This window comes from Aeromonas sp. 600527 (assembly GCF_049175415.1).
GTDB lineage: Bacteria > Pseudomonadota > Gammaproteobacteria > Enterobacterales > Aeromonadaceae > Aeromonas > Aeromonas veronii_A.
The window spans coordinates 301,849-327,964 of record NZ_JAAKVA010000001.1; the positions used below are offsets into that span (position 1 = coordinate 301,849).

The 26,116-nt window shown below is 59.1% G+C and carries 21 protein-coding genes; 5 read left to right on the top strand and 16 right to left on the bottom strand.

The genetic code is table 11. The features are described 5' to 3' along the window. The first annotated feature begins 18 nt into the window (after positions 1-18). From rbsB to G5154_RS01400, 3 genes are all read left to right on the top strand, one after another. Positions 19-894 carry a ribose ABC transporter substrate-binding protein RbsB gene (gene rbsB / locus G5154_RS01390; RefSeq protein ID WP_005351947.1) on the top strand — a complete coding sequence of 292 codons (876 nt, stop codon included), beginning with the start codon at positions 19-21 and terminating at the stop codon, positions 892-894. A 108-nt stretch (positions 895-1,002) separates the two neighbouring features. Further along, complete coding sequence (gene rbsK, locus G5154_RS01395) at positions 1,003-1,935, top strand: ribokinase (protein ID WP_041207820.1); 933 nt, start codon at positions 1,003-1,005, stop codon at positions 1,933-1,935. After that, positions 1,935-2,939 (top strand): substrate-binding domain-containing protein, encoded by a 1,005-nt coding sequence (locus tag G5154_RS01400; RefSeq protein ID WP_421250155.1) that lies wholly within the window; start codon positions 1,935-1,937, stop codon positions 2,937-2,939. The genes rbsK and G5154_RS01400 overlap by 1 nt, the downstream gene beginning before the upstream one ends. A gap of 86 nt (positions 2,940-3,025) precedes the next feature. On the opposite strand, the gene G5154_RS01405 is transcribed toward G5154_RS01400, so the two are convergent. The 14 genes from G5154_RS01405 to G5154_RS01470 all read right to left on the bottom strand — a co-directional run bounded on the left by G5154_RS01405 (position 3,026) and on the right by G5154_RS01470 (position 19,969). Further along, a complete protein-coding gene (locus tag G5154_RS01405) occupies positions 3,026-4,681 on the bottom strand; it encodes a diguanylate cyclase domain-containing protein (RefSeq protein WP_421250156.1) in 1,656 nt (551 codons plus the stop codon). Beyond that, positions 4,681-5,157: a hypothetical protein gene (locus G5154_RS01410; protein WP_270904907.1), complete on the bottom strand. Its 477-nt coding sequence runs from the start codon at positions 5,155-5,157 to the stop codon at positions 4,681-4,683. Before G5154_RS01410 ends, G5154_RS01405 begins: the two co-directional genes overlap by 1 nt. Positions 5,158-5,247: 90 nt before the next feature. Then, a complete protein-coding gene (gene cobB, locus G5154_RS01415) occupies positions 5,248-6,021 on the bottom strand; it encodes a Sir2 family NAD+-dependent deacetylase (protein ID WP_005336680.1) in 774 nt (257 codons plus the stop codon). A gap of 60 nt (positions 6,022-6,081) precedes the next feature. Further along, complete coding sequence (locus tag G5154_RS01420) at positions 6,082-6,723, bottom strand: GNAT family N-acetyltransferase (protein WP_421250157.1); 642 nt, start codon at positions 6,721-6,723, stop codon at positions 6,082-6,084. A gap of 3 nt (positions 6,724-6,726) precedes the next feature. Next, positions 6,727-7,971, bottom strand: a complete 1,245-nt coding sequence (locus G5154_RS01425; protein ID WP_335840912.1) for a response regulator — start codon at positions 7,969-7,971, stop codon at positions 6,727-6,729. Next, on the bottom strand, positions 7,958-11,947 hold the full coding sequence (locus G5154_RS01430) for a response regulator (RefSeq protein WP_421250158.1): 3,990 nt from the start codon (positions 11,945-11,947) through the stop codon (positions 7,958-7,960). Before G5154_RS01430 ends, G5154_RS01425 begins: the two co-directional genes overlap by 14 nt. Before the next feature lie 15 nt (positions 11,948-11,962). After that, a complete protein-coding gene (ihfA, locus tag G5154_RS01435; protein WP_005300715.1) occupies positions 11,963-12,259 on the bottom strand; it encodes an integration host factor subunit alpha in 297 nt (98 codons plus the stop codon). A 3-nt stretch (positions 12,260-12,262) separates the two neighbouring features. Beyond that, positions 12,263-14,650 carry a phenylalanine--tRNA ligase subunit beta gene (gene pheT, locus G5154_RS01440; protein ID WP_421263849.1) on the bottom strand — a complete coding sequence of 796 codons (2,388 nt, stop codon included), beginning with the start codon at positions 14,648-14,650 and terminating at the stop codon, positions 12,263-12,265. Positions 14,651-14,662: 12 nt separating this feature from the next. Next, on the bottom strand, positions 14,663-15,646 hold the full coding sequence (gene pheS, locus G5154_RS01445) for a phenylalanine--tRNA ligase subunit alpha (protein WP_139459358.1): 984 nt from the start codon (positions 15,644-15,646) through the stop codon (positions 14,663-14,665). A gap of 365 nt (positions 15,647-16,011) precedes the next feature. Beyond that, positions 16,012-16,368: a 50S ribosomal protein L20 gene (gene rplT / locus G5154_RS01450; protein WP_005300683.1), complete on the bottom strand. Its 357-nt coding sequence runs from the start codon at positions 16,366-16,368 to the stop codon at positions 16,012-16,014. Between the two features lie 15 nt (positions 16,369-16,383). Then, the gene (gene rpmI / locus G5154_RS01455) at positions 16,384-16,581 is read right to left on the bottom strand and encodes a 50S ribosomal protein L35 (protein WP_005300673.1); all 198 of its coding nucleotides are present in this window, start codon (positions 16,579-16,581) and stop codon (positions 16,384-16,386) included. Positions 16,582-16,667: 86 nt separating this feature from the next. Beyond that, positions 16,668-17,198, bottom strand: coding sequence for a translation initiation factor IF-3 (infC, locus tag G5154_RS01460; protein WP_196783562.1), 531 nt, complete (start codon positions 17,196-17,198; stop codon positions 16,668-16,670). 21 nt (positions 17,199-17,219) lie between these two features. Then, complete coding sequence (gene thrS, locus G5154_RS01465) at positions 17,220-19,148, bottom strand: threonine--tRNA ligase (protein ID WP_005336690.1); 1,929 nt, start codon at positions 19,146-19,148, stop codon at positions 17,220-17,222. Positions 19,149-19,381: 233 nt separating this feature from the next. Then, complete coding sequence (locus tag G5154_RS01470; RefSeq protein ID WP_421250160.1) at positions 19,382-19,969, bottom strand: tetratricopeptide repeat protein; 588 nt, start codon at positions 19,967-19,969, stop codon at positions 19,382-19,384. 173 nt (positions 19,970-20,142) lie between these two features. On the opposite strand from G5154_RS01470, the gene G5154_RS01475 reads away from it, so the two are divergent. Further along, complete coding sequence (locus G5154_RS01475) at positions 20,143-21,198, top strand: PA0069 family radical SAM protein (RefSeq protein WP_337072215.1); 1,056 nt, start codon at positions 20,143-20,145, stop codon at positions 21,196-21,198. Between the two features lie 158 nt (positions 21,199-21,356). On the opposite strand, the gene G5154_RS01480 is transcribed toward G5154_RS01475, so the two are convergent. Then, the gene (locus G5154_RS01480) at positions 21,357-21,512 is read right to left on the bottom strand and encodes a hypothetical protein (RefSeq protein ID WP_005336695.1); all 156 of its coding nucleotides are present in this window, start codon (positions 21,510-21,512) and stop codon (positions 21,357-21,359) included. Between the two features lie 262 nt (positions 21,513-21,774). On the opposite strand from G5154_RS01480, the gene G5154_RS01485 reads away from it, so the two are divergent. Next, positions 21,775-23,172 carry an alpha-amylase family protein gene (locus G5154_RS01485; RefSeq protein WP_421250161.1) on the top strand — a complete coding sequence of 466 codons (1,398 nt, stop codon included), beginning with the start codon at positions 21,775-21,777 and terminating at the stop codon, positions 23,170-23,172. A gap of 107 nt (positions 23,173-23,279) precedes the next feature. Here the strand turns inward: G5154_RS01485 and gyrA are convergent, their stop codons facing one another. Next, positions 23,280-26,018, bottom strand: a complete 2,739-nt coding sequence (gene gyrA / locus G5154_RS01490; RefSeq protein ID WP_421250162.1) for a DNA topoisomerase (ATP-hydrolyzing) subunit A — start codon at positions 26,016-26,018, stop codon at positions 23,280-23,282. Positions 26,019-26,116: the final 98 nt, after the last annotated feature.

Genomic DNA, 26,116 nt, shown 5'->3' on the forward strand with positions numbered 1-26,116 from the left:
CACACAAGGAATGAAATGATGAAAAAGCTCAATACCCTGCTCGCTGCCGCCATCATGTCCGTGCTGGGCACCGCCCATGCCGCCGATCAAACCCTGGCGATGGTGGTCTCCACCCTCAATAACCCCTTCTTCGTCACCATGAAGGAGGGTGCCGAAGCCAAGGCCAAGGAGCTTGGCTACGAGCTGGTGGTGCTGGATTCCCAGAATGACCCGGCCAAAGAGCTCTCCAACATGGAAGATCTCACCGTGCGCAAGGTCGGCGCCATCCTGATCAACCCGACTGACTCCGAAGCGGTGGGCAACGCCATCCGTCTGGCCAACCGCGCCAACATCCCGGTACTGACTCTGGACCGCGGCGCCGCGCAGGGTGAGGTCAAGGCTCACATTGCCTCTGACAACGTGGCGGGCGGCAAGCTGGCTGGTGACTTTATCACCGAGAAACTGGGTACCGGTGCCAAGGTCATTCAGCTGGAAGGGATTGCCGGCACCTCCGCCGCCCGTGACCGTGGCGAAGGCTTTGCCCTGGCCGTAGCAGCCAACAAGCTGCAGGTGCTGGCTTCCCAGCCTGCCGACTTTGACCGCACCAAGGGTCTGAACGTCATGGAAAACCTGCTGGCTGCCCATCCGACCGTACAGGCTGTGTTCGCCCAGAACGACGAGATGGCGCTGGGTGCTATCCGCGCCGTGCAGGCTGCCGGCAAAGAGGTAATGATCGTCGGCTTCGACGGCACTGACGATGGCAAAGCCGCCGTTGCCAAGGGTAAACTGGCCGCCACCGTGGCCCAGCAGCCTGCCCTGATCGGTGCCATCGGCGTCGAGACTGCCGACAAGGTGCTGAAAGGTCAGCCGGTCGAGAAATCCATTCCGGTACCGCTGCAAGTGGTCAGCAAGTAAGTGCTCGAAGGGAGGTTCGCCTCCCCTTTTCCCTTTCGTTCAGGTGCCTCCCGGCTTGGGCTCACTCAGTCACAGTGTTCAAGCCAAGATGCATCAGGAGTAGTCAACATGAATCGTCTCGTCGTTCTGGGCAGTGTCAATGCAGACCACGTGCTGCGCGTTCCCCACTTTCCTCGCCCGGGTGAAACCCTGACCGGCCACAGCTATCAGGTGGTGCCCGGTGGTAAGGGGGCTAATCAGGCAGTCGCTGCCGCCCGCCTCGGCGCTCCCGTCTCCTTTATCGCCCGCATCGGTGATGACGCCATCGGCCACCAGATGAAGAGCGGTTTTGCCAAAGACGGTATCGACGTCAGTGCTGTCGAACTCGATCCCAAGCTCCCGACCGGTATCGCCATCATCTATGTGAGCGATGAGGGGGAGAACAGCATAGGTATCTCCGCCGAGGCCAACGGTGCCATCACCCCTGCCGTGGTGAAAAACCACGAAGCGATGATCGCCGACGCCCACACCCTGCTGTTGCAGCTGGAAGTGCCGCTGGAGAGCGTCCATGAAGCTGCACGGCTGGCCCGCGCCCATGGTACCCGGGTGGTGCTCAACCCCGCCCCCGCCCGTCCGCTCTCAAGCGAGCTGCTGGCGCTGGTCGACCTTATCACCCCCAACCAGACCGAAGCAGAGCTGTTGACCGGCGTAAAAGTCACCGACGAAGCGAGCGCCCGCGAGGCGGCAGCCCGCTTCCACCAGATGGGCATTGCGGACGTGATGATCACCCTGGGCGCGCAAGGGGTTTACTGCAGCAACGCACAGCAGCAACAGCTGATCCCGGGCTTTCGGGTCAAGGCGGTGGATACCACAGCCGCGGGCGATACCTTCAACGGCGCCCTGTTGGCGGCGGAACTGGCCGGTGCTGATTTCCACAGCGCGGTGCGCTTTGCCCACGGGGCGGCGGCGCTCTCCGTCACCCGCTTCGGTGCCCAGAGCTCCATCCCGAGCAAGCAGGAGGTCGACACCTTCCTGCTTGAGCAGACTGCACAGGGGCACTGATGGCCAATATCAAGGAGGTGGCGGCGCTGGCGGGGGTGTCGACCACCACCGTCTCCCATGTCATCAACGAGACCCGCTTTGTGGCCGAGGAGACCCGCGAGCGGGTCTTTGCGGCCATGCGCGATCTCAACTATGCCCCAAGTCTGGTGGCCCGCAGCCTCAAGGTGAAGGAGACCAACAGTATCGGCATGCTGGTCACCACCTCCAGTAACCCCTTCTTTGCCGAGGTGGTGCGCGGGGTGGAGCGTTACTGCTTCGAGCAAGGCTACAACCTGATGCTGGGCAACACCGAGGGGCAAGCCGAGACGGCCCTCTCCTACCTCAAGATGATGCTGCGCAAGCGGGTCGATGGCCTGCTGATCATGTGTAGCGAAGGCCAACAAGAGGTGTTCAACCAGCTCGACTGGCTCAAGAGCCTGCCGGTGGTGGTGATGGATTGGGGGCTGGTCAGTGAGGATGTGGATCTGATCGCCGACAACTCCTTCCACGGCGGTTATCTCGCAACCCGCCATCTGATTGAGCTGGGCCACACCGCCATCGGTTGCATCACAGGCCCCCACAGCCGCGCCCCCGCCAACCAGCGCCAAGCTGGCTTCGAGCAGGCGTTACAGGAGGCAGGTCTTACGCTCAATCAATGGTGGATCCAGGAGGGTGATTTTGACTGCGCCAGCGGCCATCAGGCGATGACCCGTCTGCTGGCATTGCCCGAGCGCCCCACCGCCCTCTTTGTCTGCAACGACATGATGGCGATGGGGGCCATCAGTGCCGCCCATCAGGCCGGGCTGGTGATCCCGCGGGATATCTCCATCGTCGGCTATGACAATGTGGCGCTGGCCGAATTTATGTCGCCGCCGCTCACCACCGTCAACCAGCCCAAAGAGGAGCTGGGGCGCCTCGCCGTCACCCGCCTGCTGGCGCGGATCAACGGCGAAGCGGTGGAGAATCACCTGATCACCGTCGACCCTGACCTGGTGATCAGGCAATCTTGCGCGCCCTGCCCCTGACGTTCAGGGGCAATAAACAAACAAGGCGGCCCCGAGGTCGCCTTGTTTCGTTTTGTCTCTTGCCAGTGCAATACCGCTTTTTGCCCTCAGGGCAGCGACCGGGTCTCCCTGGCAGCCAGCACTTGCAGTAGCACCAGCCCCAATCGTCTGGCCAGAGGCTGCAACAACTCGCCATCGCCATCATCATCACCCTGCGGCAACCAGTAGCGGACAGGCCAGCCGGCTGCCAGCTGCGCCGCGGTGGTGCTGCCAATCTCTCTGAGCGCCAGAGTACAACCCTGCTGCCGCAATCCTGCCAGCAAGGCACTATCCTGCTGCAGCGTCGGTATCAACAACACCAGCGGCGTACGGGAAGCCTCCTGCAGATAGGCCAGTAGATGGGTCAGCTGGGCCTGGTTGTCGAGCGGGACCAGCAGTGCCCGACCATCTGCATACTGCGCCTCGTGCGCTTGCAGCACACGGGCCAGCACGGGCCCCAGCACACCGCACTCCTGCAGCCAGCGCATGTGGCAGGGCGCCCCCTGCTCACGCCACTCAAGTGCCAATTGCCACATCTCGTTGCACTGTCTGTCCGTCAGCGCCTGCAATGCTACTCGCAGCGGTGCAGGCTCGCGCCCCGCCAACCACTCTCGCAGCTGATGAAGCTGCTGCTGACTCAACTGCAGCTGCTGCAGCATGGCAGGCTCAAACCAGCTGATCGCTCCCTCCTGGCTACGCTTGGCCTGGTTGAGGGCCAGGATGGCCTGATCCAGCAACCGGGCGGCATCCTGTTGCTGCGCCTTGGCAACCCCGAGCCGACAGGCCAGATCGAAGCTGCACTCCCGGGTCACGAACTCGAAATGGAGCAGATCCACCAGCTCATGAATGGCGGTTTCCAGCGCATCATCCGCCTTGGTCAGCACCACGGCAAATTCATCTCCGCCGAGCCGGTAAGCGTGGCAGCCATGGACCTGCAGCAGCTTGTTGGCCACCATCTGCAACAGCCGATCACCGACCTGATAACCCAGCAGATCATTGACCTGCTTGAAGCGCTTGAGATCGAGCACCACCAAAGCGCTCACCTCGCCAGCATGCAGAGCGCGAGAGAGCTGTTCCTGCAGGGCACGGCGGTTGCCCAGCTGGGTCAGGGGATCGAGCAGAGCAAGCCGGCGGTTCGCCAGATTGGCGCGAATTAGGGCTGCGACCAGAGCCCCCCCGGTCAGCAACAGGATCAGTTGCCAGACCTGCAGCCAGAACAGGCTGTTGCGGATCTGGCTGACCGAATGCTCCCGCTCCTGGCCCGAGAGGATCTGATCCCCTATCTGTTCGATGAGACGGGTCTGGCTGGCGATCGCCTCCTGCAAGCGGGCAAGCTCAGCCCCCTCGCGCAGCGCACCGGCCTCCATCTGGGGTTCGAGCTGCTTGATCTGCTCGAACAGGGTGGCCAGCACTTTGCCGAGCCCGTGCCGCTGGCGCATCTCGGCGGTTTCACTGCTGATGAGGAAGATGTCGAGCCGGTTCCACAGCAGATCGTAATCGAGGCTCAGGGTCTCCATCGACAGTCTGCCAGCCCGATAGAGCTGCAGGTCGTAGAGAAAACGCTGGGATTCGAGCATCACCTGGCTGATGTTCCAGTGAACATTGCGGTAGAAGGTATCGACCAACTGCTCCTGCCGATGCTGCAGATAGAGGCTGCTGCCCGACGAGAGCAGAAACAGCAGCGACACCGCAACCAACAGCAGTTTGTGGCGGGACAACCCCATCAGTCGACGATCTCGATGCGGGTCACCTGCCACACCATGCAGTTATGGATGGCGGGCACGTCCAGCTTGGGATAGGTGGTGAACGGGATGAGCAGCCAGAGCGGCCCCTTGTTGCGCCGGGTCAGCGGTTTGCCGTCCTCCTGACGCACCAGGGTCAGCGGCACGCCGTCGAACAGGGCCAGATCCACCACCTGCTGATAACCGTTGAGGGCCGAGACTGCGATCTTGCGGGCATCCGGGATCCCTTGCGCCACCAGCACGGCTGACAGGGTCGGCCCGCGATAGTGGTGGGCGCCCTGAGTCCAGGGGGTAGTCGTGGTGAATTCGGTCTGTGGCAAGGCGGAGAGGGCCGCCTCATCGAGGCTCACCTGCTGGCCATCTGGCAGTACCAGGGTCATCAGGGGGATGGAGGCAGATGCGCTGGCACTGGCCAGCATCAGGAGAAAAAAAGCGATCCATTGCTTTACTGCGGTCATGGTAATTTGCGCCAACTGCGTCCCATTTTTTAATGGTTGCCAGTGTGGCGATTTCACCGAACCATTGCAACTGTCCCGTCGCACAGTAGCTCAGGGACCGCGCATCTCCATCCAGTTGTGCCCCTCGACTTGCCTCGGTTGATGAATGCCGCACGCCTCCAGCAACTCATCGACATAGGCGGGCACCAGCAGGGATGCTGGGCCATAGCGTTTTTCGTCAAACTGGCTACCTACCTCGCTCGGTTCGAGATTGAGCTCGATGGTGTGCGCCCCGTTGAGGCCCGCCTCATGGACAAACCCGGCGGCCGGATAGACAGCGCCAGAGGTGCCGATGGAGATAAAGAGATCGCACTGGGCCAGCGCACTATAGATGCGATCCAGCCCGAGCGGCATTTCGCCAAACCAGACCACATGGGGACGCATCGGCTGAGGGAACTGGCAGCAGGAGCAGAGCTCGTCCTGATGGAGATCACCGCGCCACTCGATCACCTGACCGGACTCGGGGCAGCGGGCCTTGAGCAGCTCCCCGTGCATATGGATAAGGTTCTTGCTGCCTGCACTCTCGTGCAGATTGTCGATGTTCTGGGTGACAAGGGTGACCGAACCGGGCAGCAGTCGCTCGAGGCGGGCCAGCGCATAGTGGGCCGGATTGGGGTGAACCTGGGGCTGTTGCAGCTGTTTGCGGCGGGAGTTGTAAAAGCGCAGCACCAGTTCGGGATCCCGGGCATACCCCTCGGGGGTCGCCACATCCTCGACCTTGTGCTCTTCCCACAAACCGTCGCAGGCACGAAAAGTCTTGATGCCGGATTCGGCAGAGATCCCCGCGCCGGTCAGGATCACGATATGTTTATATGACTGCGCCATAAGCTGCTCCGTCTATCCCTGCACAATAAATGTGACCTTAGCACAGGGAAAAAAGTGTCACTATTCGCCCTTGGTCTTAAGCGGCGCCGCTGGCGGCACGGGTAACCAGGCATCCAGTACCGACAGATCCAGCCTGACAAAGACCATCTCCCGTCCGGTCACCAGAGTCAGCGGCAAGCCAAGGTGCTTGAGCAGAGTCAGCATGGGCCGGTTCTGGGCCAGCACTTCCGCCGTCCACTCCCGGATCCCGTCCGCTCTGGCCAGCAGTGCCAGCGCCAGCAGAATGCGCCTCCCCGCCCCCTTGTGCTGAAAGTGATCCGCCACGATGCAAGAAAACTCCGCCCGATCGGGATGAAGGCGGCGGCGGATTGATTGCGCCTGAGCCAGCGGCTCACCGGCCAGATCGGTCAGCAACAGCGAGATCTGTTGTTCGGGATGGTAATTGAGAAATTGGGCCACCTGTTCCGGTGGCGGTGTCCGTTTCGGACGCATAAAGCGCAGATAGATGCTCTCTTCACTCAATGCATCGTAAGCGGCCAGCATGCGGGCAGGCGCCACCCCATGCAGCTCGCGCAGCAGGCAAGGCACCCCGGATACCTGCATCGCCAGTGGCAGCGCAGCTCGGGAAACCGGATGGGGCCAGCCCTCCAGTCCTTTGCCAAGGCGCTCCCGGTGCATGGGCCAGCAGAGGTAGCGCGGCATGGCTTACCAGCGCCCCGTCATACCGCGCTCTCGCCACACCTCGACGTCGAGCAGGTTGTAAGGATCATCCAGATAGACGGCGATCCCCAGCTCCCGAACCCGGGCCATAAAGCGTCCCAGCAGGGAGTCACCGGTCAAGGACTCCATCTCCGGCAAGATCCCCTGCCCCAGCAGCAAGGCTTGCAGCGGCAAACGCTCCAGCAGATCGAATGGCAGATGCTGGCTGTTATCGAGCAGCAGCGCCAGCTTGCTCCCCGCCAGACTGGCTTGCAGCACCAGCGCGAAGCGATCGGCATTGCCGAGCAGGTGGTCACGACGGTGGATCAGCAGGGTCAGTTCGGCTGGGGTACGCGACTGCTCCGTCAGCCAATCTTTGAGCGCCTCCCAGCGGCTGGGTAAACCCGTTACCGCCAGCCAGACCGGATGAGGGGTCGCGGGACTGGAGAGCAGCCCAAGCTGACCCTGCACATCCCCCTGCCACCGGCGGATGGAGCGGCGCTGGCCGCTCAAGCGCTGCTGACGCAGCGGGCCCAGATAGAGTCGACGCAGCAACCTGAGCAGCTCGTCGCAATCAAGCGGCTTGGCCAGCGCCGCCAGAATATTGAAACCGGCATCGTGCAGCAGGCGGCGGGCACCGTCGATCAGCGTCTGCTCATGGGCCGAAAGCAGCACAATGGGCAGCCCGGCCTCCTGCAACTGGGGCTGGTTCATCAGCAGACTGATGGCATCTTGCTCCACTAGGCTGAGATCGCACACCAGCAGGCTGATGTCGCCCGCCGACAATGCCGCAAGACAGGCCGATTCATCCTGTACCCACTGACAGGAGAGCCCCAACCCGGCGATGGTCTGTTGCAGTTGCATCCCCTGAAACGGGTGATCCTCGAGCAGCAGCACCTTGTTAGCGGCCAGCCAGTTGCACCAGTTACGGTAACTGGCGGCAAGCCCCCCCAGCCAATCCTCGCCAATAGCGTAAATTCCCTCATGCTGCTGCAACTGGGGGAAGTAATCCGCCTGCTGATGAGCGGCGGGGTCGTAAAGGGCAATGGCACCTGCCGCAAACAGCCCTTCCCACTGCCAGCAGGCATCCGGTCGGGTACGGTGCAGCGTGACATAGGAGGGCAATGTCATGGTGCTGGCCAACTCATGGGCGGTGCTGTCGAGGGCATAGAGCACAATGGGGCAAAATCCTGCCGCCTCATGCTCTTCCGAATCGAGCAACGCCAGTAATTCTTCATCAGTGATGATCATCTTGAGCCCTCTTTGAAAACTGCTGGCTGAACTCATCCAGTGCCCGGTTCAATCTGGCTTGCAGCATCGGATGGGGCGCCTGTTGCCACTCTTCAATGGCCGCCACCAACGCAGTCGCCCCTACCATTCTGGCGGCCCCCTTCAACTTGTGTAAAGCAGCATTCACGCCAACTTCATCTTCTTCTGTGCTGCAGCGCTCAAGTTCGGCCAAATCATCACGGGTAGCCTTCAGATAAAGGGCGGCCAGTTCATCGGTCAGCAGCGAGGCAACCGGTGTCGGGGCGACAACATTGCTCCCCTCTTTGGCAATATGGCGCAGCAAGGTCGCCAGCTCCTTGAGGGCGACCGGCTTGTCCAGATGGCCATCGCAACCGCAGGATTGCAGCTCCCTTGCCGCCTGATCACTGAGATCTGCGGTGATCACATAGACCGGCAGACGGGCCCAACGGGCGGATTGGCGCAATTGCCTGCACAGCTCGGCCCCGTTCATCACCGGCATCTGCAGATCGGTCAGCACAAAATCCACCTCCTGTTGTGCCAACATCTCCAGCGCCAGCTGCCCGTTGGCGGCAGTGATAACGCTGGCACCAAGTTGCCCCAGTTGCAGGCTGATCAGCTCGCGATTGACATCGTGATCTTCAACCAGCAGCACCCGCATGCCGAGCCCGGGCTGGGTGCCAGCGACCGGTTGATCCGGGGTCAGCCGTGGCTGCAGCAGGTTGATGATGGTCCCTGGCACCCAGGACTCCCCTTGCCAGGCCCAATAGTAGAGCCCCTTCTCGTCCACCTCCGCTTGCAGCGTATCAACGGCGTTGCTGACGGTGGCGATCCCCAATCGACTGAGCCAGGGCGAGAGAGCTTGCGCCTCATCGTGGGGTAAAGAGAGTGCCAGCTGCCGCACATTGGGCTGCCAGTCCGGCTCCTGCTGCACCCGCTTCAGGGGCAACTCGCAATAGAAGCGGCTACCGCCACCGACACGCCCCTCGACATCGATAAGCCCCCCCATCTGATCGACCAGCTGCTTGCAGATCGCCAGACCAAGACCGGTGCCCGGCGCCCGCAGCTGCCCTTCAACGGCAAACTGCTCGAACGGCATAAAGAGCGTGGTGCGCATCTTGGCGGTGATTCCCGGTCCCTGATCATCCACACCGAAGCGCAAGGTCGATGCGACCACCTCAGCCCACAGCACCACTTCCCCACGCAGGCTGAACTTGATGGCATTGGAGAGCAGGTTGTGGAGCACTTGCCGTACCCGGTGAGGGTCGAGGGTCTGCAGGGCTGGCAGAGCCGGGTCCAACTTAAGGCGCAGTTGCAATCCCTTGGCCCGCGCCTTGGTCCAGTGCACTGCCGCCACGTGCTCGCACAGTTCGGCAAAATCGGTGGGTTGCGGCGAGAGGGAGAGTTTGCTGTTTTCGTTGCGGCTAAAGTCGAGCACATCGTTGAGCAGGCCGAGCAGCTCATCCCCCGCCTGACGCACCCGCGCCAGCGCAGAGTCTTGCTCTCTCGACAAAGGAGTACTGGCCAGCCACTCCAGCAAGCCGAGCATGGCGTTCATCGGCGTGCGGATCTCGTGGCTGATGGCGGCCAAAAAGCGCCCCTTGGCCAGAACGGCCTGTTGCGCCTGCTCATGGGAGTGCTGCAATGCCTGATCCTGCTCGACCCTGGTAGTGGCATCCTGCATCACCGCATAAATTCGCCAACCCTGCGGTTGACTGCGGCCACGGCCATAGAGCTGCAACCAGCGCAGACCCTTGGTCGGATGGTAATAGCGCATGGTGAACGCGAAGGGTTTGCCAGCCTGCAACATGGCGAACATCTCACGGCTTACCCGACGGCGATCCTCGCGCTCCAGCATAATGAGCACACGTTTGGGCTCACGACGGATCTGCTGACTCGCCAGCCCCAGCAGCTCGTAACAGCCCCGGCTGATAAACTCGATCCCCCCTACCCGTCCCTGCTCGAACATAAACTGCAGCACCACGCCGGGCACGGTATTGGTCAGGGCGCGCAGGCGGCGCTCTGCCTGACGCAGGAAACGGGCCTGCTCACGCAGCACACTGATATCCGACAGGGCGATGAGATCGGTGGCAGGTGCCTGCTTGTCCAGCCGCAGCGGATGCTGGGCATAGGCGAAGACCTGATCCCCCAGCACCAGCTCCCCTTCGCTCTTTTGCGGCTGTACCGGCGGCAGCATCAACTGCTGCGAATAGCGCAGGGCCAGACGTCGCCCCTGTTTATTGGATTTGATCACCTTGCCCTGGCTATTGCGCAGATAGACGGGCACCGGCAACGCCTGAAACATGGTTTCCCGCAGCTCGCTCTCGATGGCCAGCGCCTTCTCGGCGGCGTGACGCTGGGCCACCTCCCGTGCCAGTTGCTGACGAGACCGCCAGATCCCGCCAATGACAATGCCGCTGATCAGCAGTGCCATGGCGATGGAGCCAAACCAGGCGGCGTAGCTCACGCCGGGCTGCTGCACGACGAGCAAGCGGCGCCAGCGCTGGTTAAGTTCGTCGATCTGGGTGCTGGTCAGGGCCATCAGGTTGCGATCCATCACCCCTGCCAGTTCGGTCTGACTCTTGTTGATGGCAAAGCCAAGACTGAAGCGATCTTCCAGCTCCTCGATATCGAGCCCTTCCAGCAAGTTGGTACGCTGGGGATATTGCAGCTGATATAGCTCGCTCAGCATGGCGTCAGCCTTGCCCTGTTTGATCGCTGCAAGCCCCTGTTCGATGCCGTCGGTGCGAACCCACTCCTGATCACCGAGCAGGGCGAGCAAGGAGGGATCGTAGAGGGATTCCAGCACCAGAATACGCTGCCGCTTGAGCTGCGCCATGCGATCGGCAGCCTGCTTGCGCTTGCTGATCAAGGCAAACCGGTTGGTGGAGATCGTCCGACTGAAAATGAACTGATCCGTCAATGCCGGGGATTCCGGCAAGCCGGCCATCATATCCGCCTCACCACGGCGCAGCTTTTCTACAGCCTCCGCCTTGCTGGCGGCAGGCACCAGCTGGTATTTCAGACCCGTTTCCTGGGTAACCCAACGCAGCACGTCTGCACTCCACCCTTTCGCCTCCCCCAGCTCATTGACGCCGCTATAGGGCATCAGATCGGGATTGACCACCAAACGCACGGTACGACCACGACCAGATAACCAGGCCTGCTCGGTATCACTGAAGTGGGGCTGGTTGACGTAGAGCGACCCCTGATCGAGATAACGGGCCAGATCGGTATAGATAGTACCGGCTGGCATATGACGGATCAGGGTGTCCACCAGGTTGGCCAACTCAGGCTGATCACGCATCATCAGGCGATAGCTGATGATCCGATCCTCACCAAACAGGCGGCGCAGGCGCAACCCATCGGCAGGAAACTCGCGCATCAGATAGCGCAGTTGCAGATAGTCTCCCAGATAGGCATCACCCTTGCCGCTCTGCAACGCGTCATAGACCTTCTCTCCGCTCTTTAGGGAAATAATGCGCGCCTGGGGATATAGCTCGTGCAGCAGGCGGGCAGAGTCTACCACCGAGTAGACCAGAAAGCGGGCCTGTTTGAGATTTTCACCCTTGTAGAGGATGGCGGCATCGGTCTCCATCATCGGACGACTTAACCGCATGCCCTCCACGGCCTTCTTGCGGGTTCCGACATAGGGAATGATGTCACAGTCACCCTCTGTGAGCCCGTTGCGCAATGTCTGCCAATCGGGCAACTCTTTGAGCACGAGGGGAACCGGGAATAGCTCCTGCAACCGGGCGAGACGATCCTTGAGCAGTCCCCCCTCGGCCATCAGGTATGGTGGAGGAAGCGTCGCAGGATAGCAGAGCGAAAGCTGACTCAGTGAATTTACATAAGCCTGGGTCGCCGGCGCCAACGGCAGCACTGTGGTCTGCAAAGGCTTGGCGTGCAATGGCAGTGCCAGTACGGCACCCAGAAGAAAAACGGGGAATTTGGTCATCTGAAAACAAAAGCCAGGCATCTGCCTGGCTTTTTATCACTCGTTGGGTTCAACATTTTCTACCCTGGCCTTGAGCTTCTGGCCAGGCCGGAAGGTCACCACGCGGCGGGCGCTGATAGGAATATCCTCGCCCGTCTTGGGGTTGCGTCCGGGACGCTGATTCTTCTCACGAAGGTCAAAGTTACCGAAGCCTGAAATCTTGACTTGTTCACCACGCTCAAGCGCCTGTCGGATTTCCTCAAAGAAGGCTTCCACCATATCTTTGGCTTCACGCTTGCTCATCCCGAGCTGGGTGAACAGGTGCTCTGCAATGTCGGCTTTGGTAAGCGCCATAGATCAATCCCTCAAGGATGCATTCAACTCTTCACCAAGGGCCCGCACGACATTGTCTACGGTCTCGGCAATCTCTTTCTCCTCCAGGGTGCGCTGGGTGTCTTGCAATACAAGACTGATGGCCAGGCTCTTCTTGTCCTCTGCCATACAAGCACCCTGGTATACGTCAAACAAGTTTATTCCAACTACCTGATTTCCGCCAACTTTTTTAATTACCGCAAGCACATCACCTGCCAGAACCTGACGATCGACCACGACGGCGATGTCGCGACGGTTCGCTGGGAACTTGGAAACTTCGGCTGCCACAGGCACCTTGGCCGGGGTCAGCTTGTCCAGCTCCAGCTCAAACATCACCGCGCGGCTCTTGAGGCCCAGCTTCTTCTCGAGGCTCGGGTGGATCACGCCGATGTGGCCGATGATCTCGCCATTGCGCAGGATGGCTGCGCTCTGGCCCGGGTGCAGGGCGCTGTGCTCGGTGCGCTCGAAGGTAAAGGTGGCCCCTTCGGCGGTCAATTCCAGCACCGCTTCCAGATCCCCTTTCAAATCAAAGAAGTCGGCGGCGCGGGTTTTGATATCCCAGTGCTCGTCGCTCTGGTTGCCAGTGATGATACCGGCCAGCATCGGCTCCTGACGGATGCCGTTCTCGGCGCTTTCATCCTTGATGAAACGCAGACCCTGCTCGAACAGACGCACGCGCGGCTGCTGACGGTTCTGGTTGTAAACGACGGCCTGCACCAGACCCGGGAACAGAGAGACGCGCATGGCGGACATCTCGACCGAGATCGGGTTCGGCAGTACGATGGCATCGCTCTGCGGGAACAGGGTTTGCTGGGTCTTGGGATCGACGAAGCTGTAGGTGATCGCTTCCTGGAAACCGCGGTCAACCAGCAGATCGCGTACGCGCTTCAGGGTCACCTGCCCTTCTGCCTGCTCCACCATCGCCAGAGAGGCGGTGGGTTTCAGGTTCGGGATATTGTTGTAGCCGTAGATGCGGGCCACTTCCTCGATGAGATCTTCCTCGATGGCGATATCGAAACGCCAGGAGGGTGCCAGAGCCGTCCAACCGTCAGCATCCACAGTGACTTGCATGCCGAGGCGGGTCAGGATCTCGACCACCTGAGCATCCGCCACGCTGATACCGATCACCTTGTCGAGCTTGGCGCGACGCAGCTTGATGGGGGCAGCTTTCGGCAGATGGGCATCGGATTTGACCTCGATGACCGGACCCGCTTCACCGCCGCAGATGTCCAACAGCAGACGGGTGGCTCTGTCCATCACCTTGGCTTGCAGCTCGGGATCAACCCCACGCTCGAAGCGATGGGAAGAGTCGGTGTGCAGACCGTAAGCACGGGCACGACCTGTGATGGAGAGCGGCGCGAAGAAGGCGCACTCCAGCAAGATGTCGGTAGTGGTCTCGGATACACCGGTGCGGTTGCCGCCGAAGATACCGGCCATGCAGGCAGGACCTTTGGCATCGGCAATCACCAAGGTGGTCTCTTTGAGCTTCACTTCGTTACCGTCGAGCAGGGTCATCGGCTCGTCAGCGTGGGCGCGACGTACCACCAGTTCCCCTTCCAGGGTAGCCAGATCGAAGGCGTGCATCGGCTGACCGTATTCCAGCAGCAGATAGTTGGTGATGTCGACGATGGCGTCGATGGAGCGAATGCCGCCACGGCGCAGCTTCTCTTGCATCCAGAGCGGGCTCTGGGCCTGCAAGTTCAGCCCCTTGATGACGCGGCCCAGATAACGGGGGCAATCAGCTGGTGCTTCAACCCGGATCGGGAAAGTTGCATCAATGGTGGCAACAGCTGGTGCCCAGGTCGGCTCGACCACGTCCACGCTGTTAAGCACGCCAATTTCACGGGCCAGACCGGCGATACCGAGGCAATCGGCACGGTTCGGAGTCAGATCCACATCGATGGAGACGTCGTTCAGATTGAGGTAGTCGCGAATATCGGTACCGATGGGGGCATCGGCCGGCAGCTCAATGATGCCATCGGCTTCAACGTCGATACCCAGCTCGCCGAAGGAACAGAGCATGCCGTGGGACGGCTGGCCGCGCAGCTTGGCTTTCTTGATGGTGAAATCACCCGGCAGGGTCGCCCCTACTTTGGCCACACACACTTTCAAGCCCTGACGGCAGTTCGGTGCACCGCAGACAATGTCCAGCAGCTCGGCCTCGCCCACGTTGACCTTGGTCACCCGCAGCTTGTCGGCGTCCGGATGCTGGGCGCACTCGACCACTTCACCCACCACCACATTGTTGAACTGGCCGGCAACCGCTTCCACGGCGTCCACTTCCAGACCGGCCATGGTGATCTGCTCGGCCAGTGCGTTGTCACTCAACTCGGTGCGGACCCACTCCATCACCCAGGATTTACTGAATTTCATGTTCTCTCGCCCTTACTTGAACTGCTTGAGGAAGCGCAGGTCGTTTTCGAAGAAGGCACGCAGGTCGTTGACCCCGTAACGCAGCATGGTCAGGCGCTCAACGCCCATGCCGAAGGCAAAGCCGGAGTATTTTTCCGGATCGATGCCAACCGAACGCAGTACATTCGGGTGCACCATGCCGCAGCCCAGCACTTCCAGCCACTTGCCGTTCTTGCCCATCACGTCGACTTCGGCGCTAGGCTCGGTGAACGGGAAGTAGGAAGGACGAAAGCGAATGGTCAGATCTTCCTCGAAGTAGTTGCGCAGGAAGTCGTGCAGAATGCCCTTCAGTTCGGTAAAGCTGGCATGTTCGTCGACCAGCAGGCCTTCGACTTGGTGGAACATCGGGGTATGGGTCATGTCGTAGTCGTTACGATAGACGCGGCCCGGCGCGATGATGCGGATCGGCGGCTGCTGATGCTCCATGGTGCGGATCTGCACACCGGAGGTGTGGGTACGCAACATCAGATCAGGATTGAAGTAGAAGGTATCGTGATCGGTACGCGCCGGGTGATGAGCCGGAATGTTCAGCGCATCGAAGTTGTGGAAGCCATCTTCAATCTCGGGACCACGGGCAACCTTGAAGCCCATCTCGCCAAACAGGCGCTCGATGCGCTCGATGGTGCGGGTTACAGGATGAAGACCGCCATTCTCGATGCGGCGACCCGGCAGGCTGACGTCGATGGTCTCGGCGGCCAGCTTCTGATTCAGCACGGCGATTTCGAGCGCTTCACGACGCTCGTTCAGCGCATCCTGAACCTGCTGTTTGGCCTGGTTGATCACGGCGCCCGCGGCGGGACGCTCTTCGGCAGACAAGGCACCCAGGCCCTTCATCTGCTCGGTAAAAAAGCCCTTTTTACCCAGATATTTGACCCGGATCTCGTCGAGGGTAGCGATATCGCTCACGCCCTCAATTTCGGCTCTGGCTTGGCCGACTACTTCTTCAAGCTGTTGCATGTCTTCCTCGTCACCACTCCCGGTACAGGAGCCTTTAGGCTAAATAAGGTCAAGAGGGGAATAATACAAAAAAAGCCCCTTCGCTGACCATAGTTAAGGTGGGCTTTTCTCCCTACAAATCATTTTGTTATATCAAGTGAGTCTCACCAGCTCACCTACACTCTCAAATAATGGAATAAAAAATTAGTTTGTTGGCATATCTGATGTTTGTATAACTAGACATCTCTCACATATCACCTTCTGTGGAGAATGTGTTAACCGGCTGACAGATGTAGCAAGAGAAAGGACTATGTGATGTAGCGCTGCGGATTACAGATACAAAAAAGGAGGCCTGAGCCTCCTTTATTTTTTATAACAGAGCTGGATTAGACCAGAGCTGCTTTAGCTTTTTCAACCAGGGCGGTGAAAGCCAGCTTGTCGTGAACGGCGATATCGGAGAGGATCTTGCGATCGATCTCGATAGAAGCCTTCTTCAGACCGTTGATCAGACGGCTGTAGGACAGACCGTTCTGACGGGCTGCAGCGTTGATACGTGCAATCCACAGCTGACGGAACTGACGCTTTTTCTGGCGACGGTCACGGTAGGCATACTGACCAGCTTTGGTTACCGCTTGTACCGCTACGCGGTAGACACGGGAACGGGCGCCGTAGTAACCCTTGGCGGCTTTCATTACTTTCTTGTGACGAGCACGAGCAGTCACACCACGTTTAACTCTTGGCATTTTTCACATCCCCCCTTATGCGTACGGCAGACAAGCGACAACACGTTTGTGGTCGGCAGCGGAAACAAAGAACTTCGGTCCCAGCTGACGCTTACGCTTACTGCTCTTCTTGGTCAGGATGTGACGCAGGTGGTTGTGCTTGCACTTGAAGCGACCTGAGCCAGTCTTCTTGAAGCGCTTTGCGGCGCCCCGGTTGGTTTTCATCTTCGGCATTTCATACTCCGCATTGTGAGTGACAACAAAATCGCAAGGCGAACCGACTCATGGGGATAGCCCCATGAGTCAATTTCTTGTGGGCCTTAAGATTTCTTCTTAGGTGCGAGGACCATCACAGCTTGACGGCCTTCGACTTTCGGGAACGACTCGACTACGGCCAACTCTTCCAGATCGTTCTTGACACGCTCCAAAACCTTGATACCAAGATCCTGGTGGGCCATTTCACGACCACGGAAGCGCAGAGTGACCTTAGCCTTGTCCCCGTCTTCCAGAAAGCGAACCAGGTTGCGTAGTTTTACCTGATAGTCGCCTTCGTCAGTGCCAGGACGGAATTTGATTTCCTTGACCTGGACGACTTTCTGCTTTTTCTTCTGTTCTTTGGTTGTTTTGCTCTTTTCGTAGAGGAATTTGCCGTAATCCATGATCCGGCAAACGGGCGGCTCAGCATTTGGACTGATCTCGACCAGATCAACTCCGGCCTCTGCGGCCAAGTTCAGAGCATCCTGAATGGAGGTGATGCCAATGGCTTCACCATCCAGACCAGTCAGACGAACTTCTTTCAGACGGATCTCTTCATTGATCCGGTGAGCGCGGGCTTGCGGTTGCTTACCCAGTTTTTTTCCGCCTTTTATAGCTTATTCCTCCACTTTCTTTTGTCCGCGGGTCTGAACTTCCTGGGTCAACAGAGCGATGAACTCTTCAACAGGATAAGTGCCCAGGTCAGCCCCTTTACGAGTACGTACTGCAATCTTACCGGCTTCAACTTCTTTATCGCCGCAGACCAGCATGAAAGGTACTCGCTTCAAAGTATGCTCGCGGATTTTAAAGCCAATCTTCTCATTTCTCAAGTCCGCTTTTGCGCGAAGACCCGCATCATTCAATGCTTTGGCTACTTTCACAGCATAATCGGCCTGATTATCCGTGATATTCATGACCACAGCCTGAGTCGGTGCCAACCAGGTCGGGAACAGACCGGCGTACTCTTCAGTCAGAATACCGATGAAACGCTCGATAGAACCCAGGATGGCCCGGTGGATCATCACAGGTACGTGGCGATCGTTGTTTTCGCCCACATAAGTGGCACCCAGACGACCAGGCAGGGCAAAGTCGAGCTGCACGGTACCACATTGCCACGCACGATCAAGGCAATCGTGCAGAGTAAATTCAATTTTGGGACCGTAGAACGCCCCTTCACCCGGCTGCAAATCGTACTTCAGACCGTTGAGCTCCAGCGCTTCGGCCAGGGCTTTCTCGGCGCGATCCCACATCTCGTCGGAGCCGATACGCTGCTCGGGACGAGTGGAGAGCTTGACCACGATGTTCTCGAAGCCAAAGGTGCCGTACACGTCGTAGACCATACGAATACAACCGGAGACCTCTTCCATGATCTGCTCTTCGGTACAGAAGATGTGAGCGTCATCCTGAGTAAAGCCGCGCACCCGCATCAGACCGTGCAGGGAACCGGACGGCTCGTTGCGGTGGCAGGAACCAAACTCGGCCATACGCAGCGGCAAATCACGGTAGGACTTCAGCCCCTGGTTGAAGATCTGGACGTGACCCGGGCAGTTCATCGGCTTGATGGCGTACTCGCGGTTTTCGGACTGGGTGGTGAACATGGCCTGGGCATACTTCTCCCAGTGGCCTGAACGCTCCCACAGAACGCGGTCCATCATGAACGGACCTTTCACTTCCTGATAGTCGTACTCTTTGAGCTTGCCGCGGATAAAGGTTTCCAGCTCACGGAAGATGGTCCAGCCATCGTTGTGCCAGAACACCATACCGGGCGCTTCTTCCTGCATGTGATACAGGTCGAGCTGCTTGCCGATCTTGCGGTGGTCGCGCTTGGCGGCCTCTTCCAGACGCTGGAGATAGGCCTTGAGCTGCTTCTTGTCAGCCCAGGCGGTACCGTAGATACGCTGCAGCATCTTGTTGTTGGAGTCACCGCGCCAGTAGGCGCCGGACATCTTCAGCAACTTGAAGTGGTGGCAGTGACGCATGTTGGGCACGTGCGGGCCGCGACACATGTCGATGTACTCTTCGTGATGATAGAGACCTGGCTGGTCATCACGGGCGATATTCTGATCCAGGATTTCGACTTTGTAAGACTCGCCGCGCGCTTCGAATACATCACGCGCTTCTTGCCAGGAGACTTTCTTCTTGATGACGTCGTAATCCTTGGCTACCAGCGCCAGCATGCGCTCTTCCAGGGCAGCCAGATCTTCATCGGTCAGGGTGCGGTCAAGATCAACGTCATAGTAGAAGCCGTTGTCGATTACAGGACCGATGGCCATCTTGGTCTGGGGCCAGAGTTGCTTGATAGCATGACCCAGCAAGTGGGCGCAGGAGTGGCGCAGGATGTCCAGACCTTCTTCGTCTTTGGCGGTGATGATGGCCAGCGCAGCATCGGCTTCGATCAGCTCGCACGCATCCACCAGTTCACCGTTTACCCGACCGGCAATGCACGCCTTGGCGAGACCGGGACCGATGTCCGCAGCCACATCCATGACGGAAACAGAGTGGGCAAATTGACGTTGGCTGCCGTCAGGCAGAGTAATGATTGGCATTATGTGTTTCCTTATACAGTGGTGACCCCTACCAAAGGTCACATGCGGGATGGAAAAGAGATTCAAATAAGGTGATGTTCTGGTTCTCCACAGCACTTTGCGAAGACGGCCTGACACGTAAACCACATGTCTAACGTGACAAACCAAGCCAAAACGGCCCCATGCTACCAGAAGTCGGGCGTGCTGTATCGGATTTGCAGATATTTTCTACAGTCAAATGAGTCGCCTACCGACTATTCACCAAGCAGGGATTGCCAGTTGAAGTCAAAGTCACTGCTCCCCTCCTCGGCCAGCGCCAGCTCTTGCAGCACCTGAAGCGCCAGCTTGTTACCCTTTTGTGCCGCCTGATAGAGCCACTGTTTCGCCTGAGGCAAATCGACCCTGCCGCTGACCCCCGTCAGATGAAGGACGCCGACTTTCAGCATGGCCGGGACATCACCATTACGGGCAGCCTGATCCATCCAGTGAAAGGCTTGGCGCAGATCACGCTTGACCCCGACACCGCGCAGATAGAGCTCTGCCAGCCGGTATTGGCCGAAGGGATCACCTGCCTGCGCCGACTGGCGATAGAGGCTGATGGCCTGATGGATATCCTGCTCGCTCCCCTGCCCTACCTCATGGCTCCAGCCCATCAAGGCTTGCGCCCTAGGTTGCCCTTGCGCCGCCAGTGGCGACCAGATCCGGGTCGCCTCATCGAAGTGACCGGTGCGCCAGGCACGGTTGGCGGCAGCCATCTCCTGCTCGGTGGAGAGCGGAAGCAGACGCCAGATAACCAGCGCAAGCAGACAGATAAACAGCCAACGGGAAGTGGTGGGGCTCATGATGATTTCCGTGATCCAATTCTCATTTCGTCTATGTAAACGAAATGTAGCGCCGCGATCAAGCAAGAGATCCCAGCGACAACCCTTTTTGCACTCGGTCGATCAGCAGTTGTTGTCATTTATCCGGGGCACCGGCAAAATAACTGTATGTATGAACAGTGTCGGTGCACACCATGGCAGGACGAGGCAGCCCCTACAATATCGATCACCGTTTTAGCGGTCCCCTTGTCGAGGCGGTCGATGACGGCTGGCAATCGTCCGATTGGGATGCCGCCTTCACCCCCTCTGTGCCTGGCACCGAGGTGCGGGAGATCGGTGCACGCAGCATCATCAGCTACAACAGCTCACCGGATGTCCCCTTTGGTCGCTCCATCAACCCCTATCAGGGATGCGAACACGGCTGCATCTACTGCTATGCCAGACCCAGCCATGCCTATCTGGAGCTCTCCCCCGGCCTCGATTTCGAGAGCAAGCTGTTTGCCAAACGCAATGCAGCCGACCTGCTGCGCCGGGAGTTTGCCAAACCTGCCTATCAGCCACAGACCATCGTCATTGGCGCCAATACCGATCCCTATCAACCCATCGAACAGCGCTATCGCCTGACCCGGCAGTTGCTGGAAGTGATGCTGGCCCACCGCCACCCGGTCGGGCTCATTACCAAGAGCGCCATGATCTTGCGCGACCTCGATCTGTTGACCGAGCTGGCCAGAGAGGGACTGTGTCAGGTGATGGTGTCGGTGACGACCTTGAACGAAACCCTGCGCCGACAGCTGGAGCCCCGCGCCAGCACGGGCGCCGGCCGCTTGAAAGTGATCGAGAAGCTGGCCAACGCTGGCGTACAGGTGGGGGTATTGGCCGCCCCCATGATCCCGCGGCTCAATGAGCCGGAGCTGGAGCAGATCATCAAATCGGCGGCCGAGGCGGGCGCCAGCTGCGCCGATTACATCCTGCTGCGGCTGCCCCACGAGTTGGCGCCGCTATTTGGGGACTGGCTCGATACCCACTATCCGGGCCAGAAGGAGGCTATTTTGAATCAGTTGCGAGCCAGCCGCGGTGGCGGGCTCAACAGTACCGCCTTCGGTACCCGCATGCGCGGTGAGGGGCATTTTGCCGATCTGCTGGCCCAGCGCTTTCGCCTCATCAGCAAGCGCCTCGATCTGGGCAAACGTCATATTCAGCTCAGGCTGGATGGGTTTATCCGCCCCGGGGAGCAGCTGTCGCTCTTCTAATCCCCCTGCTCACGCCCTTCACACATCAGGCGTGCCAAGAGCTTGAGAGGAAGATATGGCGCAACACATCCCGTGGAAATCCCGCTTTTCAGAATTTTCCAACGAAGTAGCCATGTCACGACAAGAAAGCGCTATCCGGTAAAGAGAGGGCTAACGCCTTAGCCTGCGCGCTGATCCCGCCCCTGTTGCACCATTTCAACCGGTAGTCGCGAGGGTTCATGAGCCACTTCGTGCTCATCCTCTTCATATTGCGGCACCTCTGACTCGCCCCATACCCGGCTCCACCAAATTTCCCACGTGATCCAACTGGTCATATGCAGCTCCTGAGGGTGAAGGTGATGGCAACAACGCACCACTCGCCCGGCAGGATAGCGACTGGGAATGACAGGGAAATGACAAAAAAATCACTTGTAAAAAGGCAACTGGCGGTGGCGAGGAAAAGCCGAAACAGTTCACATATTCGGCGAAATCATCCTGAAAGCGGTCACAAATCTGCAGGTTGTGAATTGCAGCACATCCTGTTCCCGCCAAAGCTGGGTTGCCCATTCAGGCATCTATAAAAACAGGGACACAATAATGAAACACACAGCGGGAATATGGGCGATCACAGGCATGCTGATCGCCCCCTTGGCGCACGCCGACGTCATACTGCACGCCTTCAACTGGAAGTACAGTGAAGTGACCGCCAAAGCCGACCTTATCAAGTCAGCCGGTTACAAACAGGTACTCATCTCGCCACCTCTCAAGTCCTCCGGCAACGAATGGTGGGCCCGTTACCAGCCGCAGGATCTGCGTCTTGTCGACTCACCCCTTGGCAACAAACAGGATCTCGAGCAGCTGATCGCCGCCATGAAAGCGCGGGGCATCGCCGTCTATGCCGATGTGGTGCTCAACCACATGGCCAACGAAAGCTGGAAACGCAGCGATCTCAACTATCCCGGCAACGACCTGCTGCAAAGCTACGCCAGCAACCCGGCCTATTTCGAGCGCCAGAAACTGTTTGGCGATCTCGGGCAAAACTTCCTCTCCGGTCAGGATTTTCATCCCGAAGGGTGCATCAGCGACTGGAGCGATCCGGGTCATGTCCAGTATTGGCGACTCTGTGGCGGTGCCGGTGACAAGGGGCTGCCGGACTTGGATCCCAACAACTGGGTAGTCAGCCAGCAACAGGCTTATCTCAAGGCGCTCAAGGGGATGGGGATCAAGGGTTTTCGGGTCGATGCGGTCAAACACATGAGCGATTACCAGATCAATGCCATCTTCACCCCCGAGATCAAACAGGGGATGCACGTATTTGGCGAGGTGATCACCACAGGGGGCGCAGGTAGCACCGATTACGAGCGCTTCCTCAAACCCTACCTCGACAACAGCGGTCAGGGGGCCTATGACTTTCCGCTGTTTGCCTCCTTGCGCGGCGCGTTCAGTTACGGTGGCAGCATGAACCTGCTGGCGGATCCGGGCGCCTATGGTCAGGCGCTACCGGGCAGTCGCGCCGTCACCTTTGCCGTGACCCACGACATCCCCACCAACGACGGCTTCCGCTATCAGATCTTAAGCCAGACTGACGAGAAGCTGGCCTATGCCTACCTGCTCGGCCGCGATGGTGGCTCGCCGCTGGTCTACTCCGATCATGGCGAAACCCGAGACAAGGATGGCTTGCGTTGGCAGGATTACTACCAGCGCGCCGATCTCAAGGGAATGATCCGCTTCCACAATGCGGTGCAGGGCCAACCCATGCAGCTAGTCGGCAGCGGTGACTGCTTCGTGTTGTTCAAACGAGGCAAACAGGGGCTGGTCGGCATCAACAAGTGCGACTATGAGCAGGAGTACTGGCTCGATACCGCCAGGTTCGAGATGAACTGGTATCGCAACTATCGTGACGTGCTCGACCAAGGCGCCGTGGTCAACGTGCAGAGCCAGTGGGTACGGGTCGCCATTCCCGCCCGCAGCGCCAGAATGTGGCTGCAGGAGTGATCCAGCCGTAAGATCAGCGGAGAGTCATAAAAAGCAGACAAATAAAAAGAGCGACCACCAGGGTCGCTCTTTTTGCTCAGAGACGTTGCTCGGGTAACAGGTGACGATTACTCGTCGCCCGCATCGACCGCATCAGTGCCGGTCGCGGTATCGGTACCTTCAGATACCTCACCGTCAACGGCCAAAGCGTCGTTTTCGTCTTCGTCGCTCTCGGCGATACGCTGCAGGCCAACCACGGTCTCGTCTTCACCGGTACGGATCAGACGGACACCGCCGGTGTTACGGCCAATGACGCTCACCTCGGCAACACGGGTACGCACCAGGGTACCGCCGTTGGTGATCAGCATGATCTGGTCGGTATCTTCGACCTGGATCGCATCGATCACCTTGCCATTACGCTCATCCACCTTGATGGAGATAACGCCCTGGGTACCACGGCTCTTGGTCGGGTATTCGGCCAACGCAGTCCGCTTGCCGTAACCGTTCTCGGTGGCGGTGAGGATGGCACCTTCGCCTCGCGGAACGATGAGGGAAACCACCTTGTCACCGGTGCCCAGCTTGATGCCACGGACACCGGCTGCGGTACGACCCATGGGACGCACACCCTTGAAGGTACCCTTGCTTTCGGTGCCTTCGCCGTTGTCGCTACCATCATCGTCGTTGCCGGCATCGTCGTCGGTTTCAACGTCATCGCTGACATCGGCATCAGCGCGACCGCTGCCTTCCGCGAAGCGAACGACTTTGCCCGCGTCGGAGAAGAGCATGATCTCGTTGCTGCCGTCGGTGATATCCACCCCGATCAGCTCATCGCCCTCTTTGAGGTTGATGGCGCGGATACCGGAGGAGAGCGGACGGCTGAAGTCGGAGAGACTGGTCTTCTTCACGGTACCGTTGGCGGTGGCGAAGAAGACATACTTCTCGGCGTCATATTCCTTCACCGGCAGGATAGCGGTGATACGCTCACCCTCTTCCAGCGGCAGCAAGTTGATGATCGGACGACCACGGGCGCCACGGGACGCTTCCGGCAGCTGGTAAACCTTGAGCCAGTAGACCTTGCCACGGGTGGAGAAGCACAAAATGGTGTCGTGGGTGTTGGCCACCAGCAGACGCTCCACAAAGTCCTCTTCCTTGATCCGGGTGGCCGACTTGCCACGACCACCGCGGCGCTGGGCCTCATAGTCGGAGAGCGGCTGATACTTCACATAGCCCTGGTGAGACAGGGTAACCACCACGTCTTCCGGGGTGATCAGATCTTCGATGTTGATCTCGGCACTGGACATGCTGATCTCGGTGCGACGCTCGTCGCCATACTGCTCACGCACAGCCAGCAGTTCATCGCGGATCACTTCCATCAGACGAGCCGGGCTCGCCAGGATGTGCAGCAGCTCGGCAATGAGATCCAAAAGAGATTGGTACTCTTCCAGGATCTTCTCGTGCTCGAGGCCAGTCAGCTTGTGCAGACGCAGGTCAAGGATGGCCTGGGCTTGCTGTTCGGTCAGGAAGTATTGACCTTCACGGATACCGAACTCGGGCTCGAGCCACTCGGGCCGTGCTGCGTCGTCGCCCGCTTTTTCCAGCATGGCGGCCACGTTGCCGAGTTCCCAGCCCTTGGCAACCAGGCCCGCTTTCGCGTCGGCCGGGGTCGCGCTGTGGCGGATCAGCTCAATGATGGGATCGATATTGGCCAGCGCAACCGCCAAACCTTCCAAAATGTGTGCCCGATCCCGCGCCTTGCGCAGTTCGAACACGGTCCGGCGAGTCACCACTTCACGGCGGTGCAGCAGGAACGCATCCAGGATCTCTTTAAGGTTCATCACCTTGGGCTGGTTGTTATCGAGCGCCACCATGTTGATGCCGAACGTGGTCTGCATCTGGGTGTGCTTGTAGAGATTGTTCAGCACAATCTCGCCGGACTCGCCGCGCTTGATCTCGATAACGATGCGCATGCCGTCTTTGTCAGACTCATCGCGCAGGGCACTGATGCCCTCGATCTTCTTCTCTTTGACCAGCTCGGCGATCTTCTCGATCAACCGCGCCTTGTTCACCTGATAGGGGATCTCGTGAACGATGATGGTCTCGCGACTGGTCTTCTCGTCCACTTCCACTTCAGCTTTGGCCCGCACATAGATGGAGCCACGACCGGTACGGTACGCCTGCACGATGCCGGAACGACCGTTGATAATGCCGCCGGTGGGGAAATCAGGGCCGGTGATGTAGGTCATCAGCTCGTCAATGGTGAGGTCGCCGTTTTCGATCAGCGCCAGGCAGCCATTGACAATCTCGGTGAGGTTGTGAGGTGGAATGTTGGTCGCCATGCCCACCGCGATACCGGAGGAGCCGTTGACCAGCAGGTTGGGAACCTTGGTAGGCATGACCGCCGGGATCATCTCGGTACCGTCGTAGTTCGGCACCCAGTCCACGGTCTCTTTGTCCAGATCAGCCAGCAGCTCGTGGGAGATGCGGGCCATCCGCACTTCGGTATAACGCATCGCCGCGGCGCTGTCGCCGTCGACTGAACCGAAGTTGCCCTGACCATCGACCAGCATGTAACGCATGGAGAAATCCTGCGCCATCCGGACAATGGTGTCATACACAGCGCTATCGCCGTGCGGGTGATATTTACCGATTACGTCACCGACCACACGGGCCGATTTTTTATAGGGCTTGTTCCAGTCGTTCCCCAACTCGTTCATAGCAAACAGAACGCGGCGGTGAACCGGTTTCAAGCCATCACGCACATCCGGCAGAGCTCGTCCTACGATCACGCTCATGGCGTAATCAAGATAGGAACTCTTGAGCTCTTCTTCGATGTTGACCGGCGTGATCTCTCTGGCCAGATCGCTCATAGAAAGCCTTATCCCTAATTAGTTGTTCTTTGGCTTAAACAGCGCGACATGGTAACACACTGAGCCAAATACCTTAAGCCACAAATCGGGTATCAGAT

Bases quoted from the DNA above. Each gene is read 5' to 3' on its own strand.
- thrS (WP_005336690.1), bottom strand. From the start codon at position 19,148: ATGCCAATCATTACTCTGCCTGACGGCAGCCAACGTCAATTTGCCCAC.
- G5154_RS01480 (WP_005336695.1), bottom strand. From the start codon at position 21,512: ATGACCAGTTGGATCACGTGGGAAATTTGGTGGAGCCGGGTATGGGGC.
- G5154_RS01400 (WP_421250155.1), top strand. From the start codon at position 1,935: ATGGCCAATATCAAGGAGGTGGCGGCGCTGGCGGGGGTGTCGACCACC.
- G5154_RS01475 (WP_337072215.1), top strand. From the start codon at position 20,143: ATGGCAGGACGAGGCAGCCCCTACAATATCGATCACCGTTTTAGCGGT.
- pheT (WP_421263849.1), bottom strand. From the start codon at position 14,650: ATGAAATTCAGTAAATCCTGGGTGATGGAGTGGGTCCGCACCGAGTTG.
- G5154_RS01485 (WP_421250161.1), top strand. From the start codon at position 21,775: ATGAAACACACAGCGGGAATATGGGCGATCACAGGCATGCTGATCGCC.
- G5154_RS01430 (WP_421250158.1), bottom strand. From the start codon at position 11,947: ATGCCTGGCTTTTGTTTTCAGATGACCAAATTCCCCGTTTTTCTTCTG.
- pheS (WP_139459358.1), bottom strand. From the start codon at position 15,646: ATGCAACAGCTTGAAGAAGTAGTCGGCCAAGCCAGAGCCGAAATTGAG.
- rplT (WP_005300683.1), bottom strand. From the start codon at position 16,368: ATGCCAAGAGTTAAACGTGGTGTGACTGCTCGTGCTCGTCACAAGAAA.
- G5154_RS01425 (WP_335840912.1), bottom strand. From the start codon at position 7,971: ATGATCATCACTGATGAAGAATTACTGGCGTTGCTCGATTCGGAAGAG.
- rpmI (WP_005300673.1), bottom strand. From the start codon at position 16,581: ATGCCGAAGATGAAAACCAACCGGGGCGCCGCAAAGCGCTTCAAGAAG.
- G5154_RS01420 (WP_421250157.1), bottom strand. From the start codon at position 6,723: ATGCCGCGCTACCTCTGCTGGCCCATGCACCGGGAGCGCCTTGGCAAA.
- rbsK (WP_041207820.1), top strand. From the start codon at position 1,003: ATGAATCGTCTCGTCGTTCTGGGCAGTGTCAATGCAGACCACGTGCTG.
- ihfA (WP_005300715.1), bottom strand. From the start codon at position 12,259: ATGGCGCTTACCAAAGCCGACATTGCAGAGCACCTGTTCACCCAGCTC.
- G5154_RS01470 (WP_421250160.1), bottom strand. From the start codon at position 19,969: ATGAGCCCCACCACTTCCCGTTGGCTGTTTATCTGTCTGCTTGCGCTG.
- G5154_RS01410 (WP_270904907.1), bottom strand. From the start codon at position 5,157: ATGACCGCAGTAAAGCAATGGATCGCTTTTTTTCTCCTGATGCTGGCC.
- rbsB (WP_005351947.1), top strand. From the start codon at position 19: ATGAAAAAGCTCAATACCCTGCTCGCTGCCGCCATCATGTCCGTGCTG.
- G5154_RS01405 (WP_421250156.1), bottom strand. From the start codon at position 4,681: ATGGGGTTGTCCCGCCACAAACTGCTGTTGGTTGCGGTGTCGCTGCTG.
- cobB (WP_005336680.1), bottom strand. From the start codon at position 6,021: ATGGCGCAGTCATATAAACATATCGTGATCCTGACCGGCGCGGGGATC.
- gyrA (WP_421250162.1), bottom strand. From the start codon at position 26,018: ATGAGCGATCTGGCCAGAGAGATCACGCCGGTCAACATCGAAGAAGAG.